The sequence below is a fragment of the Oligoflexus sp. genome (assembly GCF_035638955.1).
In the GTDB taxonomy this organism is placed as follows: domain Bacteria; phylum Bdellovibrionota_B; class Oligoflexia; order Oligoflexales; family Oligoflexaceae; genus Oligoflexus.
Window position 1 is genome coordinate 1 of record NZ_DASQYZ010000057.1, and the last position, 12,187, is coordinate 12,187.

The 12,187-nt window shown below is 49.1% G+C and carries 19 protein-coding genes; 2 read left to right on the top strand and 17 right to left on the bottom strand.

Annotated features, from left to right (window positions below; all coding sequences use genetic code 11):
- Positions 1–91: 91 nt before the first annotated feature.
- The 4 genes from VE954_RS05735 to VE954_RS05750 are packed head-to-tail and all read right to left on the bottom strand — an operon-like array spanning position 92 to position 3,170.
- Complete coding sequence (locus tag VE954_RS05735; RefSeq protein WP_324950580.1) at positions 92–451, bottom strand: phage portal protein; 360 nt, start codon at positions 449–451, stop codon at positions 92–94.
- A gap of 10 nt (positions 452–461) precedes the next feature.
- Positions 462–671, bottom strand: coding sequence for a hypothetical protein (locus VE954_RS05740; protein ID WP_324950582.1), 210 nt, complete (start codon positions 669–671; stop codon positions 462–464).
- Positions 668–2,443: a terminase gpA endonuclease subunit gene (locus tag VE954_RS05745; RefSeq protein ID WP_324950584.1), complete on the bottom strand. Its 1,776-nt coding sequence runs from the start codon at positions 2,441–2,443 to the stop codon at positions 668–670. Before VE954_RS05745 ends, VE954_RS05740 begins: the two co-directional genes overlap by 4 nt.
- A gap of 52 nt (positions 2,444–2,495) precedes the next feature.
- On the bottom strand, positions 2,496–3,170 hold the full coding sequence (locus VE954_RS05750) for a hypothetical protein (protein WP_324950586.1): 675 nt from the start codon (positions 3,168–3,170) through the stop codon (positions 2,496–2,498).
- A gap of 552 nt (positions 3,171–3,722) precedes the next feature.
- On the opposite strand from VE954_RS05750, the gene VE954_RS05755 reads away from it, so the two are divergent.
- Complete coding sequence (locus VE954_RS05755) at positions 3,723–4,718, top strand: P63C domain-containing protein (protein ID WP_324950588.1); 996 nt, start codon at positions 3,723–3,725, stop codon at positions 4,716–4,718.
- Positions 4,719–5,090: 372 nt separating this feature from the next.
- A complete protein-coding gene (locus VE954_RS05760) occupies positions 5,091–5,270 on the top strand; it encodes a hypothetical protein (RefSeq protein ID WP_324950590.1) in 180 nt (59 codons plus the stop codon).
- Here the strand turns inward: VE954_RS05760 and VE954_RS05765 are convergent.
- From VE954_RS05765 to VE954_RS05825, 13 genes are all read right to left on the bottom strand, one after another.
- Positions 5,267–5,608: a hypothetical protein gene (locus VE954_RS05765; RefSeq protein ID WP_324950592.1), complete on the bottom strand. Its 342-nt coding sequence runs from the start codon at positions 5,606–5,608 to the stop codon at positions 5,267–5,269. The two genes, VE954_RS05760 and VE954_RS05765, sit on opposite strands and share 4 nt — an antisense overlap.
- Before the next feature lie 24 nt (positions 5,609–5,632).
- Positions 5,633–6,121 carry a hypothetical protein gene (locus tag VE954_RS05770; RefSeq protein ID WP_324950594.1) on the bottom strand — a complete coding sequence of 163 codons (489 nt, stop codon included), beginning with the start codon at positions 6,119–6,121 and terminating at the stop codon, positions 5,633–5,635.
- A gap of 560 nt (positions 6,122–6,681) precedes the next feature.
- On the bottom strand, positions 6,682–6,963 hold the full coding sequence (locus VE954_RS05775; protein ID WP_324950596.1) for a helix-turn-helix domain-containing protein: 282 nt from the start codon (positions 6,961–6,963) through the stop codon (positions 6,682–6,684).
- Positions 6,960–7,469, bottom strand: a complete 510-nt coding sequence (locus VE954_RS05780; protein WP_324950598.1) for a glycoside hydrolase family 108 protein — start codon at positions 7,467–7,469, stop codon at positions 6,960–6,962. Before VE954_RS05780 ends, VE954_RS05775 begins: the two co-directional genes overlap by 4 nt.
- A complete protein-coding gene (locus tag VE954_RS05785; RefSeq protein ID WP_324950600.1) occupies positions 7,466–7,783 on the bottom strand; it encodes a hypothetical protein in 318 nt (105 codons plus the stop codon). Before VE954_RS05785 ends, VE954_RS05780 begins: the two co-directional genes overlap by 4 nt.
- A gap of 31 nt (positions 7,784–7,814) precedes the next feature.
- Positions 7,815–8,090 carry a hypothetical protein gene (locus tag VE954_RS05790; protein ID WP_324950602.1) on the bottom strand — a complete coding sequence of 92 codons (276 nt, stop codon included), beginning with the start codon at positions 8,088–8,090 and terminating at the stop codon, positions 7,815–7,817.
- A 19-nt stretch (positions 8,091–8,109) separates the two neighbouring features.
- A complete protein-coding gene (locus tag VE954_RS05795; protein ID WP_324950603.1) occupies positions 8,110–8,547 on the bottom strand; it encodes a hypothetical protein in 438 nt (145 codons plus the stop codon).
- Complete coding sequence (locus VE954_RS05800; protein WP_324950675.1) at positions 8,544–8,948, bottom strand: RusA family crossover junction endodeoxyribonuclease; 405 nt, start codon at positions 8,946–8,948, stop codon at positions 8,544–8,546. Before VE954_RS05800 ends, VE954_RS05795 begins: the two co-directional genes overlap by 4 nt.
- Positions 8,949–8,961: 13 nt before the next feature.
- Positions 8,962–9,399 (bottom strand): single-stranded DNA-binding protein, encoded by a 438-nt coding sequence (locus VE954_RS05805; RefSeq protein ID WP_324950605.1) that lies wholly within the window; start codon positions 9,397–9,399, stop codon positions 8,962–8,964.
- A complete protein-coding gene (locus VE954_RS05810) occupies positions 9,386–10,093 on the bottom strand; it encodes an AAA family ATPase (RefSeq protein WP_324950607.1) in 708 nt (235 codons plus the stop codon). The genes VE954_RS05805 and VE954_RS05810 overlap by 14 nt, the downstream gene beginning before the upstream one ends.
- Before the next feature lie 4 nt (positions 10,094–10,097).
- Positions 10,098–10,697 carry a PD-(D/E)XK nuclease-like domain-containing protein gene (locus VE954_RS05815; RefSeq protein WP_324950608.1) on the bottom strand — a complete coding sequence of 200 codons (600 nt, stop codon included), beginning with the start codon at positions 10,695–10,697 and terminating at the stop codon, positions 10,098–10,100.
- Positions 10,690–11,016 (bottom strand): hypothetical protein, encoded by a 327-nt coding sequence (locus VE954_RS05820; RefSeq protein WP_324950610.1) that lies wholly within the window; start codon positions 11,014–11,016, stop codon positions 10,690–10,692. The genes VE954_RS05815 and VE954_RS05820 overlap by 8 nt, the downstream gene beginning before the upstream one ends.
- 4 nt (positions 11,017–11,020) lie before the next feature.
- Positions 11,021–11,740, bottom strand: coding sequence for a hypothetical protein (locus tag VE954_RS05825; RefSeq protein WP_324950612.1), 720 nt, complete (start codon positions 11,738–11,740; stop codon positions 11,021–11,023).
- Positions 11,741–12,187: the final 447 nt, after the last annotated feature.

A 12,187-nucleotide genomic window follows, 5' to 3' on the forward strand; every position in this document is an offset into this window, starting at 1 on the left:
GGGCTCGACGCGTGCGACGGAAGTTATCGATTATGCAGCGGACGGCTTCAACTTTGAGATCTGACATGATGGATCTCCTTTCGTGAGCCCATCAAACCACAACGGGAATATCATGTTGAGCTAGGTTGCCGAATGGATACGCAGCTTCTGAGATCCCTAAAAACTGGTGGTCAAGCTTTGCCTGTGGCCGGAGTCCGTCCCCGACCACATTGCCAACTATGTTTTCCGTCGCGCCACGGGCAATTGCCTCGTTGCGGTCAAGATCCCGCGACTGTGCCCTCAGGGTCGCGAGTGATGGCAAAAGAGTCTCATCGGCATCACCGCTCGAAGGAAACCACTCAGCCACGGCCCGGTTAAGGGGCGACGTGCTGCGATAGGGGCTGTCGGCAGTCTGGCCCGAAAGATCGGAAGGCACCAGGATACCGCCCGCGGAGGATACGAATTCGCTCAAAAGGGGATTCCTAGATGGGAGTGATTGGGGTGTAACCACACCCGGATTCGCGATGGATGGCCCGGATCAGCCATGCTTCGCGTTTATAGAGAGTCGCAAGATCGCCTCGCCTGACCCGGCGCCTGTTCCCATTCACCTCGATTTCGCACTCAGCACCGTTGGTTTCTATTTCATGGATGGCCTGCTGGACGTTGGCAAGCTGCTCGTCATAGGACTTCAATCTGCAGCCTCCAGCCCGTCGCAAATTGCATCAATATTCCGATTCATAAACTCCCTCGCGGCATCGGCATACCGCATGCAATCGTGTGCGTGATCTGCAACTCCGGCAGTCGTTTCATAGGAAAGCTGGGCTTTAGTCCCTTTTTTAACCCATTTGGGTTTTGGAGCTGTGAGTTCCTTGAAAAAGGAATCCTTAAGCCCTTTGTAAAAGTGAATCGTACCTGGCCCACCATAGGCGAGTGCAACGCCCCTTTTCAGGGCGTCCTTGATTTCAATAGCTTTCGCCACGGACTTATTAAGGGCTGAATAGAGGCGACCATGAGTGGCAAGTTTTCCAACCGGAAAAAGATGAACTTCAGGGTCCTTTCGAAGGGAACGTTTTATGATTGGCGCCGATCGATCGGACGAACCCTTTATCGGGACAATGAATTCATGCTCTCTATCCTTGCAAAACTTATAGACCGCGTCAGTATTGTGACCACCCGTATCGACGCAGGTTGCGGCAACTCTCAAAAGTGTACCGGAGGGATGCATGTAGACGGCCTGCAAATGACCATAAACTTCCTGCCAGGTCAGTGCCTGGTTTGAATCGCCTTGAACCACAAAATGCCCGAGCACCCAGCGTTCACCCTCGCGTCCCCAGCCCATGACCACGATATCCACATGGCCAGGATGGGTATCAACTCCTGCTGTGACATAGCCGATGCCTTTGGGAAGCAAGTCTTCAGCATCATAGTCCTCGACCAGGTTGCGAAGGTCGTTGGGATCCAGGACTTTGATATTGTCGTCCGTATAGGGCTCGCCAATACAGTTATTGATGAAAACCTTCATTTCAACGGGGCTTTCAAGGCCCTTCATGTACTGTTGGACGGAGCTTTTCCACGACCACATGCCAGGGGGTGCATAAAGTGCTGGCAGATGATAGCCGCGCGCCCCATCCGAGGGTTTGGCAGTCGGGCGCCACTCACCTCCCCGCAGCATCGCGGTTTTGTCCTGCTCAATATGTCCGTAATTGCAGCGAATGCATCGGTAGACCGGAAGCTCAGTCGTCCGGTCGATACGTTCCCAAACGATGATTTGCATCTCCCCACAATTGAGGCAGGGGACAAAGTATTTCCTCTGATCGGTGGTCAGATACTCGCGTTCAATCCGGCAGTTGTCTTTGAGGGTTGGCGTCGAATTGTAGAAAATCTTTTTGCGCCCGTCGTAGGCGGACGTCCTTCCGAGAGCAAGCCCGCAAGGATCCCCGTGCCCCTGGCAATCCTCGTCATAGGCGGACACTTCATCAAAGGCCACATACTGGCAGGCTTCAGACCTTAGCGACTGTTCCGAGGTGGATGTCGAAAGGCTGATGTGACCACCAGGGAAAACCTTGGAAATGAGCGTGTCCTTCTCCTTCGATTTACCGGAAAGAAAGCGCTCCTGCTCAAAGACCTTATCCCGCAGAGCGTGACAGTTTGCGATGATCGGATTGATACGCTGCTTTGAGAATTTGTCGCGCAACTCTCCTGTTGGCTGCACTATCATCATCGCAGACGGTGCTGCATCCATCACCCAAAGCATCCAGCTAAGGATGGTCAAAGTTCCGCCTGTCTGCCAGCCTTTCATCAGGACCACACGCTCAATGCCATTGTCAGGCATAAGAGCCTCCAGAATCTCAAGGAGGTATGGCGTGCGCGTGAAATCCACAAGACCCGGAAACGGATTTTTGCCTGATACCAGGTAAAGATTTTGAGAGGCATGGTCGGCAATTGAAATATCTGGATTTGGCATGAGGCCAAAGCAGAAATCATCGAGACTGGCGCCAAGGCAAGGCGTTATGCGATCAGAGTTCGTCAGTTGAAACACCTTCGTGATCAAGGATTTTTAAAGTACCAAACCGATCGCTGACGATGGCCCGCAGAGCTTTCGTTAGCGAAGCCTTTTGGAAAACGCGAAAACTGAGTGCAATGGCTTCGATGTCCTTGGCTGCTTCATTGAGCTTTTGCTCGCCGAAATGGTTGCGGAGAAGTTCAGAAACGAGCCTTTTAATTTCGTTACTGCTTTCGTTTGGAATATAGAGAAGATTGTCGCGCAGGGTTCGAGAGACGGTAAACGCCTCAGTCTTGAATTTGTCGATCGTCGTGAGTTTTCCAGCTTCCTTCAGAAATTCAAGTTCAGCTAGCAGGGCCACGTAATGCCGCTGTTTTCTGTTTGATTCTGTGGGCTCCATCTCCGCGCCCATGTCCAGCCCCTTTGTCTGAACAGGACTTTCATCAGAATACCTCTCCTTCGCAAGATCCTTGTTGTTGTGCCACTCAACGCAACCTTCGTACAAGAAGATTTTCGGCTTGCCGCTTTGACTGGTGACTGATTTCTGAAGGCGTTGCCCCGCTTTCATTGCACGAATGACAACTGTATGCGCAACACCGACGATTCGAGCGAACTCTCTGATCGATACGGTGACTTTTTCCGATTTCGGCTTATCCAGTGACGAATATGTACTGCCAGTTCCACTCATTTTTGCTGCTGCAATTTTCCTGAAAAAGTTTGATTCATCGGATTCTGCAAAGCTTGAGGCAGAAACCTTTTATGATAGTGGTACCGCAAATTTTTTTTGATTTTGAGAGAGAGGATGGAGTTGATCGTCACCCCTCTGATTTTATTGGGGAAAGGACCCAAATCATTTGAAGACATGTCTTCGCGCGCACGGAAAATCACCAATCTATAGACCAACATAGGAAATCTCATCATCGAAGAATGTCACAAGAAACGACGCCTCACAATCCACACAGCGGGCTTCTATTGATCCCTTTCGTGGTTGATCTTCGGTTAGGTACGATTTGCAGTGAGGACACTCAAAGCCCCAGCTATCTGTTTCCCTGTCTTCAATATCTGCGAATACTCTCTGCATTCCAAAATTCTCCTATGCAGATCACAGATAATCACATCTTTTCTGCTATGGGAAGTGGCCCCGGCCCCACTTGCAATCACATATGAAATCACTTTTGATAGGCAATGTCATAAGCTTTTAGCCGTGATGCAACCCCACCTTTGATATCAGAGTTGAAAATTGAAAGTAGTCTTAAAAGAAGCCGATGCAAAACACATCCCGCGCGCAACCCATGGATCTCCGGATTCACCATTGATCATTGGAGAAGTCAAACTCCCCTGCTATGTGCTTGAGGATGGGACAAGGCTGATCACTCAAGAGGCTATGCTTAGTGCTCTGGGGAGGTCGAAAAACATCAGAGGAAAGCGCTCTGATATGCCAGAAGTTTCCCACGACAAGACCCCTTCTTTTTTGGTTCCTTTGAACCTTAAACCCTTCATATCAGAAGATTTTTCTCGCACGACAAAGCCCATCACTTTTCGCACCAAGGCAGGCAGAGTGGCCTTGGGTTACCGGGCAGAGGTACTGCCGGAGCTTTGCGATGTCTATCTGAAAGCTCGTGACGCAGATGCATTGCATCCGTCCCAGTTGCATATAGCGAAAGCTTGTGAGCTGTTGATACGAGGGTTGGCCAAAGTCGGTGTCATCGCCATGGTAGATGAAGCGACTGGCTATCAAAAGGATCGCTCCGATACTGCTCTTAAAGAGATTTTGGATGCATTTATCGCCAAGGAGTTGCAGCCCTATGTGACGAAATTTCCGCCTGAGTTTTATGAGCATATTTTCAGATTGCACCATCTGCCCTATGATAAATCCTCTGCAAAACGGCCACAGTTTTTCGGCAAAATTACTCGGGATATCATATACCGTCGAATGGCTCCAGGGGTTTGGGAGGAGATTCGTACCAAGGTTGCAAGAAATGAAGAAGGGCGGCCTACGCAGCACATGCATAGATATTTAACTTCTGATTTTGGTGATCCACGTCTGCAACGACTCATTGAAAAAGTAATTACGATCATGGAAGTAAGTAGATCGTGGGATGAGTTCATGAGAACTTTGAATAAGCTGCTCCCGGTCTACGATGAGTCCGGTTTTGCAAACCCTGTTGTGCAGGATAAGTTTCCAAAGCTTATTTACATGCGCACCCTTGGGCTGGAAGATCAGCCTATATTCTGAAGGAACACAAGGGCGACCTCAGCTGGTCGCCTTTCCTTCCAGCAGTTCGTTATTTCAATACCAAGCTTTTGAACGATGCTGTCAAAAAATCTGGACGACCAACCTACCTAATTTTGCCTCTTTTTATGCACAACTAGCCATTATTTCAGGTATAAATCTGGGCGACCAAGTACGGCATTTTGCGCTGTCGGCAGAAAATTGTCCGATAGTTCCTCGATTAATTTTTAACCGTTGCGAAGTTTTTCCCGCCTGAAAGTACAACTCTATACTTTTCTATCCAAAACGCGATGCATTGCGTTTAAGATTTGTTTACCGCGTGTCCAAGTGATAGATAATCACGACGGGAAACCCCAAATATAGAGCGAAATTTCAATGAATCCATCGACAAAGAATAAATTTGAGCTTTATGGCGAAGCCTACAGGATCTTTCAGGAAATAGATAAGGACGAGGCGGATCTAAGCAAGGAAGAAATCCAGGATAAGTGGAAAAGAATTGCTGAAATTGAGCTGCAACTAAAAACAAATGATCCGCAGACGGGATCTGCGGATTAGTGTTTGGACTTAACATATTGCATGATCTGATCAGCCGCTTTTTTTGCAACTATTGAATCGGTCAGGTTTATTGCCTCTATTACGGTCTCGATCGGAAGGAAGTTTCCTGTTCCCTGACGATGAATAATTCCACGCTGTTTCAGCTCTTTGGAATTCGATCTGCTGACCGGATGACGTTCAAGGTTATTGCCACACAGGATATATGACAATCGAAATGCCGGCAAATCAAGCATGGCGGCAAGTTGACTCTGCATAAGTCCAATCCTGCCATCCATTTCCAGGAGGGGTACAGGTTGTCCATCACAGGCTATCAGTGCTTTGTCGAGAATTGTTATCATGTTTCGCTCGTCGGGGTTACGCCTTCATTTCAGGGTTCGCGTATTTACTTCCTCAATCAATGCTTCAACGACCTTAATATGATAAGTCAACTGCCCCGGATTTGCATCTGATGAAGGCATTCGGCGGATTGCAAGTTTCATGCGCTTTCTCGTTCGGTTCAGAAGAGAGGACACGAGCTGTATCGTGAAAGCATTCAGAGAGGGAAAATGATCTCTGGCGCCTCTTACTGTATACCAGCCTTGATTGCGCTCGCAAGCCTCTCTTAACTCCAAAATCTCTTTGTCTTTTTGTCTTAGCAGCTTTTCTTGAAATTGTCTGACGTCAGACAGTTTGCTACTTTCGTGGGCTGCCTTTCTCAATGCGATGGTCGCCTGCTTGGAAACCTCAGCTTTTGCCAGTGCCTGATCCCGCTCGATCTGCAGTTTGGAATAGCCTTCAGCAATATCCTGGAAATAGCGGCTGTTTACAACAAAGGGAGTCTCTTTAAATTTCTGCCGAATATCAGAATTCATGGTTCGCGCCTATTTAGTTGAATGACCACTCTGCCGCAGGTTTGTCATAAACCGTTGTTCTACAACCAAATCAGCGGTTTCGAAAAACTCCCACCTGGGCTTTGTGCGCTTTTTGCCACGCAGTAAATAAAGAATTTTGAGCCCTGACTTCCGACGCTGGAAAATCGCGCTACCGATCCCCTTAATGTCATTCTTGAAAACGTCGCGTCGACCCAAAAGCTTTCGCGGAAACATCTCGATTGGAATCAGAGATCTTGTGTTGCGCCGGACATCAACAGGAATCGCAACATGCTTTCCGGCGGGTGAGTACGATTCCCCTTCCTCCTGCTTGAACATATATGGATCTATGGACAACACTCGGGCAATCGGGGCTCCTTTGGTTGCTGCATCAAAACGGATCCCCTTGACCACCCACTGCCGCCGAAGGATGAACTTGCGAGGCAGATCGCCTTTGATTCTCTGAAACGCATCGCGGGCCGTTCTGGTCAAGGCGCGAACAATTTCAAACTCTGTCGCATCCCTGACTTCAGAAATATCTGGCATGAGAGTATTTGATCTAATCATCCGTCTTGACCGACTTTCCAGAGGCTATAACCTTTCTTGACCCCGATCCGTTCCTTATGATCATCGAAAGCAGCTTCAATGAGTTGTACACATTCGTCGTGAGTCGCGCCCATGGCTTCGCAAATGTCCTGTAGCTTGTACGCGTCCGGAGGCGCTACTGAGCCGTCCTCATACTCATAGTGCGATTTCTTGTCATATCCTGACAAGTTTGCAAGTTCAGGGACATTCAGGCCGTGGGATTCCCGCATCTTTGTAAGGAGCTTGCCAAATTTCGTCATATTTCCATCCTCAACGCAGCTGATTCAATAGCAATTTTTAGAACACGTTCTTCCCAGCCTTCTGAAAAGCTTGGGTAGTTTGAAAGGGATCGCAGAAATTTTTGCCTCTCCCTTTGCAGTTGTACAAGAATCTTCTTCGGGCTTGTGCGATTGAGAACCCGCCGTGTAAAGGGTCCAATAACTCCATCAACATTGATACCTGCTTTGAGTTCATTAAGACTCTCCTGCAGGAGTTTGATGGCTTTAAATGGCCCGTGATGCACGGCGGCATCGAAGACAGCGAGCCGAAGAAATTCAGGGATATTGAGGCAGACTTTGTTCCAGTAGTGCTCCCGGTAAATTCCCGCTGCATCCTCCCTTGTTAGGTTCAGAATGCCGCTTTCTCCCAACTCGGGAAACGCGCGGAGCGAGATTCCCCATTTGGTAAGCTTGCCAGGATCATTAGGATGGTTGGCCACCCCGCCTTCAATATCCAGAATTACTTCGACTGCGTCTTCAAATCTCAAGCAGCAGAAGCCTCCGTTGAGTTGGCCAGCCGTTGCGCTTTGAAGCGCTGCACGATCTGGTCAGCGGCTTGCAGTGCTGCCGAGGCAACATCGAGAGGCGCTGATTGTGAGAGATTTTCGGCTTCCTGGTCAGACAGAAATCCTCCGAGAATTTCTAGAACTTGAACCTGGAATTCCTGGGATCTGAGAAACTTCAAAACGTCGCTCCAGGACAGACCATCGCCAGTCAGTTCCTGCAAACTCTTCTTCACGAGGGTTCTGATAAGACCCACGATCTTGAAATACTCACTACCTGCCAATTTGTTCTTTAACATGAACCAATCCTTATGTGCCCCCTTAGGGCCGTTATGTTGACAGCCGATTGACGACTGTTTCGAGTGCAGAAATTCTGGATTCCAGCCTTGCCTGATTGTCCGAAAGCCTTTTTATTTCCGTTTGAAAGTGGACTTCAAAGGCCACTTCGAGTTTTTGAAGCCGCGACGAAAATACGTCCAACTTGTCTTTTAGATCATTCAGACTCTTGCCCAGGCCCTTCACAATCTGAATTAGAAGAACCGTTGTCGGTATTCCGCCCGAAGCACCAACCGCAAGAGACTGGAGCAGATCGCTATTCAATTCCATAATTGTCTTTTAAATGCATTTACGTGTTGGCCATTTCTGCCATATATGTCTCTTCCGCCTGATTTATAATCTCAAGACCTTCATCGGTTTTTAGAATTACCATTAAACTCATCAAAGCCCGCTGAGGTAGCGATATCGGGATGCTCACTTTGCATTCTTCGCAACCACAAACAAGTGGGTTGCTAATGTTTCCTTTGTGATCCACATAGGTAATTTTTGATGCTTTTACCTCACTTTGTAGCTTCTCAAGACTGACACCAAAGATACTGGCAGCCTCCTTCATGGACATGAGTTCGTTTGGGTGCATTCTCAGGATTCGCTGGAAGGATTTTTCTGCTTTCATTTGAGCTGCTTTTTTCTCAGCAACGGCAGCAGAGAACTGCTTTGCGATCATCCTTTGAATCTGCCCGAAAAGATTTTCAGCCTGCTGCACACTCATCGAAGCGCCAATTTTCATTTTGAACTCCCTTGTAATTCGTCCAATTCGGACACCATAATTTCGATGCGTGGATTTTCATCCTGCGCGTAAAGTTTCAAAACACGTCCATCTGCGATGCGACTATCCTCAACCCAGAGAATTCCCTGCAAGGCATCGCCAAGTGCCTTGGCATAGTTGTCCCAGTCGGGTCTGGTTGCTGCCCAAACGCTTTTGCCAGCTGACTTCGGTCTGGGTCGATAGCAGTGGTACTCCACCTTGAGAGGGCCATACAGGGGCGGCCCTCGATACTGCGCGCGAACAATTTGGGCAATAGCTTCCATATACTCCCGCGTTTCGGGGTCCTTGTAGGTGTGGCCATTTCTTTTGCGCCTTGCTTCTTTCTTGCCCTTTGGTTCGATGGGAATCGTAAATTTCAGGATCGCGTATCAAGCCTCAGAACGGCACATCGTCCAAAGACGCAGGCGGACTATAATTCTCATATGGATCGCTTGCTGGTGGCGGAACGAAGTTCGATTGCTGATTTGATCTTCCATCCTTTGCTTGCGCCTGACCGAGGAACTTCACACTCTCGGCGACGATGTCAGTGGAATATCGCTTCTGACCGTGATCGTCCCAGGACCTGGTCTGCAGTCGCCCTTCGACATAGGCTGAGCTTCCTTTGCGGAGATACTTCGCGCAGTTTTCAGCCTGCTTTTTCCAAACAGTGATCCGATGCCACTCGGTTTTCTCCTGACGCTGCCCGCTGTTGTCGGTCCAATGTTCAGCGGTGGCCAGGCTGATTGAGCAAAATGCTATCCCGCTCTGGGTGTACCTGAGTTCCGGGTCTTTGCCGAGGTTGCCAACAAGTATCACTTTATTAACGCTCGCCATCGATCGCAGCCCCTTCCGCCCATGCTTTGAGTTCTTCTCCAATTTGCTGAGTAATCACAAAATCCGCTCGACCGCCGAACAGGCTTGTCCGGTCCTTTTCGACGTTCGCGAGGTGCCCGCTCTGAAGCCCTATCATCAGGTCCAGTTCATATTCAAATCCCTCGCGGATCTCTGATTTAAGACCAACTTTTTCAACTGAAGCTTTGCGTCCAGGCTCGTTGGTGATTGCATAGTCGGCCTTGCGACGGACGCAAACGATCACATGCAACGGACAGCGCAGAATCGCACGAATGAATTTTTCATGCTCAGGGGTGACTTTGGCCCAGTCCCGGAATTGGCCGCCAAGCTTTCGATGGTAATCAAGACACCACTGCCACTCATGCGTTGCAGAATCAATAATGACCGTTTCCATGCCGGCATCTGTCGCGGCTTTTAATGCGCTGATCCAGGCCACAGGGGCGAACCTATCAGGCTCTTTGCTCTCGTAGAGTGGAATCACCAAAAATTCCCCAAGGTCGGGATGACCCGCATACTTGTCGCCAGACCCTTCGGAATCAACAAGGCAGACCTTATTCCAAGCGGAAGACAAACCTCTCGCCAGAAGGAGCGAGGAAAATGTCTTGCCATGGCCACTTGGGCTGGACATTCCCACTTTGGCTTTCACACTCTTTCGCGCGGCTTTTCTTGGAATCATTTGCTTACTCCCACCAGTGCTCGGGTTCCGAATGGGAAACCGTGTCCCATTCCATTTGCTCTGGGTCGTCGGTCGCCTTCACCCAAGGCGGAAGACCCAAAGGTTGAATCGCATCCGGCAGGCCCGGCCACGTCCCTCTGTCCATACAATCCCGGAGCATCCGAAGGTTTCGGCGGACGAAAGCAAGACCCAGCTTGATTTCATCCGCCGTCGCTTCGTAAGCAGCGGCCAAATGGGGAGAACTGGATTGGCCAACGAAATAAAGGTAACGGCGAGGCATAATTCCTGTGGAGGCGTGAACGCCCTGCAAGGTGAAAGCCGCTGATACGTAGTAGTGATAGCGATATGCTGCAGCCTGAAAAGAGCGATGGGTGGCATCTGCTGCGCTTTTAAAATCGACAACGGTTAGAAAGTCAGCCGTAATAAGGTCGGGTCTGCACTTGCATGGAAGGTCAAATTCCGGGTTCTGCCAGCAAAATGTCAGCTCTGCAATGGTCGGCTGGGAGGCGATCTCTTTATAAGGAGCCAGCTCCTGAATGGCATTTGCAATAGCGCGGGCATTTGCAACTTCCGACGGCTTTAAGCAGGTTTTTCCTTTACCCATGCTCTGCCTCAAATGCCTTCCAGGCTTTTTCGCTTCTGGATTTAACTTCGGGTCCAATTGCATAGTTTGCGTCGAATGTCCCATCGAGCATTGCGTGAAACGCCTTGCCGATTCTGAGGGCTTTGGTATCCGGGCGCCGGTTCCCGTGGACAAATTCCTGATAGGCTTTCGGCGCAATGTCGAGGATGCAAAGTCCGGTTTTTGAAATGCCATCGCTGTTGTGGTAGTCATCGATGTCAAGATCCTTATGAATTCCCAGCACGAGATGTTTTTTTTCAGCAGAATCTGGCGCAGGTAGATTTTCAAGAATGCCGGTCATAAACTCACCCCAGATCATCATTGGACATCGCGGCCAGATCCACGGCTTTCACGTTTTTACGAGCGAGATTCATGGTCATGGAACTCATTTCAGCATGAAGAAGGTCTTCGACGATCCCTCTTAACTCATCGATTTCCTGTCGCATGAGACGGCGGTCTTCATGAAGCTTTCTGAGGCTTCGAACTACCGATGAGCGAAAAGTCCTTTGCGGCATTGACCTTTCAACCTTCGGTTTTAGAGGCGCCCAGAGCATGCGATAAAGTTTCCGATCCTCGTCCTTGCCCAGTTCTTCAATGACCGCCCTTAGAGAGTCACGGGGGACGAATGTGGCCTGTCCAGCCTGATAGCTTGTCAGGCCTTCGTCCTGAAGCGTTCGCAGTGAGCTGCCGGTAAGTTTGCGATGAGAGAGGCCCGCAGCTGCCAGCACCCTTCGAACTTCAAACTGGGATAGATTGAACAGGCTTTCGACCTGGCTGATGAGCAGCCCATCTTCCCCGTCCACGATGACAAGCATGACCGCCTGATCGCGATCTGAAATTTGGGCATGAGTTGGCAGAACGTCGACGTAGCTGGCAGTCGTCATCGCAATCGCTCTCTCTGTATGTTCGTGTTGGATTGCCGGATTCGCGTTCGTGTCCTCGATGCGACCGGTGTCTCTCTCGACAAACACGACAATAGAATAACCGGAATCGGTTGTGAAGGGGGTGCCCGATGCTAAACTCAAGATTCCATTCGCTTTCAGGACACCGGAAAAAAATCCTTTTCTGCATCATTCGGAAAGGGCTGAAGAATTTATGGGGAGGTTTAATTTAAAATGTCGATGGTGGGCCGAATCCCACTACAAAAGCAGTGTTTTAAGAGATGGCTAAGATTATTCACAGTGAACCATTCATCGCCTTGAGGACGAAGCCTTATAATCATCGCGATTCATTTTCCAATTCTTATGAAGTCTGTATTGGCGGTGAAGAGATCGTTTATTCATAATCCATTATTATTATAACTGCGGATAAAATTTTGCCGGCAGTTTTATCCTGTTTACAACGTACCATTTATACGTTGCATGCCGCTAGAAACCGGAAATAAATACGAACCTGATTTTCTCGGAACGGCAATTTATTCTAACTGGAATAAATCAAGCTTCTGTTCCATCTGGAATAAATTCTTGCATCTT

What these genes read in the sequence shown, in the direction of transcription:
- VE954_RS05745 (WP_324950584.1), bottom strand. Translation starts at nt 2,443, where the DNA reads ATGCCAAATCCAGATATTTCAATTGCCGACCATGCCTCTCAAAATCTT.
- VE954_RS05750 (WP_324950586.1), bottom strand. Translation starts at nt 3,170, where the DNA reads ATGAGTGGAACTGGCAGTACATATTCGTCACTGGATAAGCCGAAATCG.
- VE954_RS05760 (WP_324950590.1), top strand. Translation starts at nt 5,091, where the DNA reads ATGAATCCATCGACAAAGAATAAATTTGAGCTTTATGGCGAAGCCTAC.
- VE954_RS05765 (WP_324950592.1), bottom strand. Translation starts at nt 5,608, where the DNA reads ATGATAACAATTCTCGACAAAGCACTGATAGCCTGTGATGGACAACCT.
- VE954_RS05770 (WP_324950594.1), bottom strand. Translation starts at nt 6,121, where the DNA reads ATGAATTCTGATATTCGGCAGAAATTTAAAGAGACTCCCTTTGTTGTA.
- VE954_RS05775 (WP_324950596.1), bottom strand. Translation starts at nt 6,963, where the DNA reads ATGACGAAATTTGGCAAGCTCCTTACAAAGATGCGGGAATCCCACGGC.
- VE954_RS05785 (WP_324950600.1), bottom strand. Translation starts at nt 7,783, where the DNA reads ATGTTAAAGAACAAATTGGCAGGTAGTGAGTATTTCAAGATCGTGGGT.
- VE954_RS05790 (WP_324950602.1), bottom strand. Translation starts at nt 8,090, where the DNA reads ATGGAATTGAATAGCGATCTGCTCCAGTCTCTTGCGGTTGGTGCTTCG.
- VE954_RS05795 (WP_324950603.1), bottom strand. Translation starts at nt 8,547, where the DNA reads ATGAAAATTGGCGCTTCGATGAGTGTGCAGCAGGCTGAAAATCTTTTC.
- VE954_RS05805 (WP_324950605.1), bottom strand. Translation starts at nt 9,399, where the DNA reads ATGGCGAGCGTTAATAAAGTGATACTTGTTGGCAACCTCGGCAAAGAC.
- VE954_RS05810 (WP_324950607.1), bottom strand. Translation starts at nt 10,093, where the DNA reads ATGATTCCAAGAAAAGCCGCGCGAAAGAGTGTGAAAGCCAAAGTGGGA.
- VE954_RS05815 (WP_324950608.1), bottom strand. Translation starts at nt 10,697, where the DNA reads ATGGGTAAAGGAAAAACCTGCTTAAAGCCGTCGGAAGTTGCAAATGCC.
- VE954_RS05820 (WP_324950610.1), bottom strand. Translation starts at nt 11,016, where the DNA reads ATGACCGGCATTCTTGAAAATCTACCTGCGCCAGATTCTGCTGAAAAA.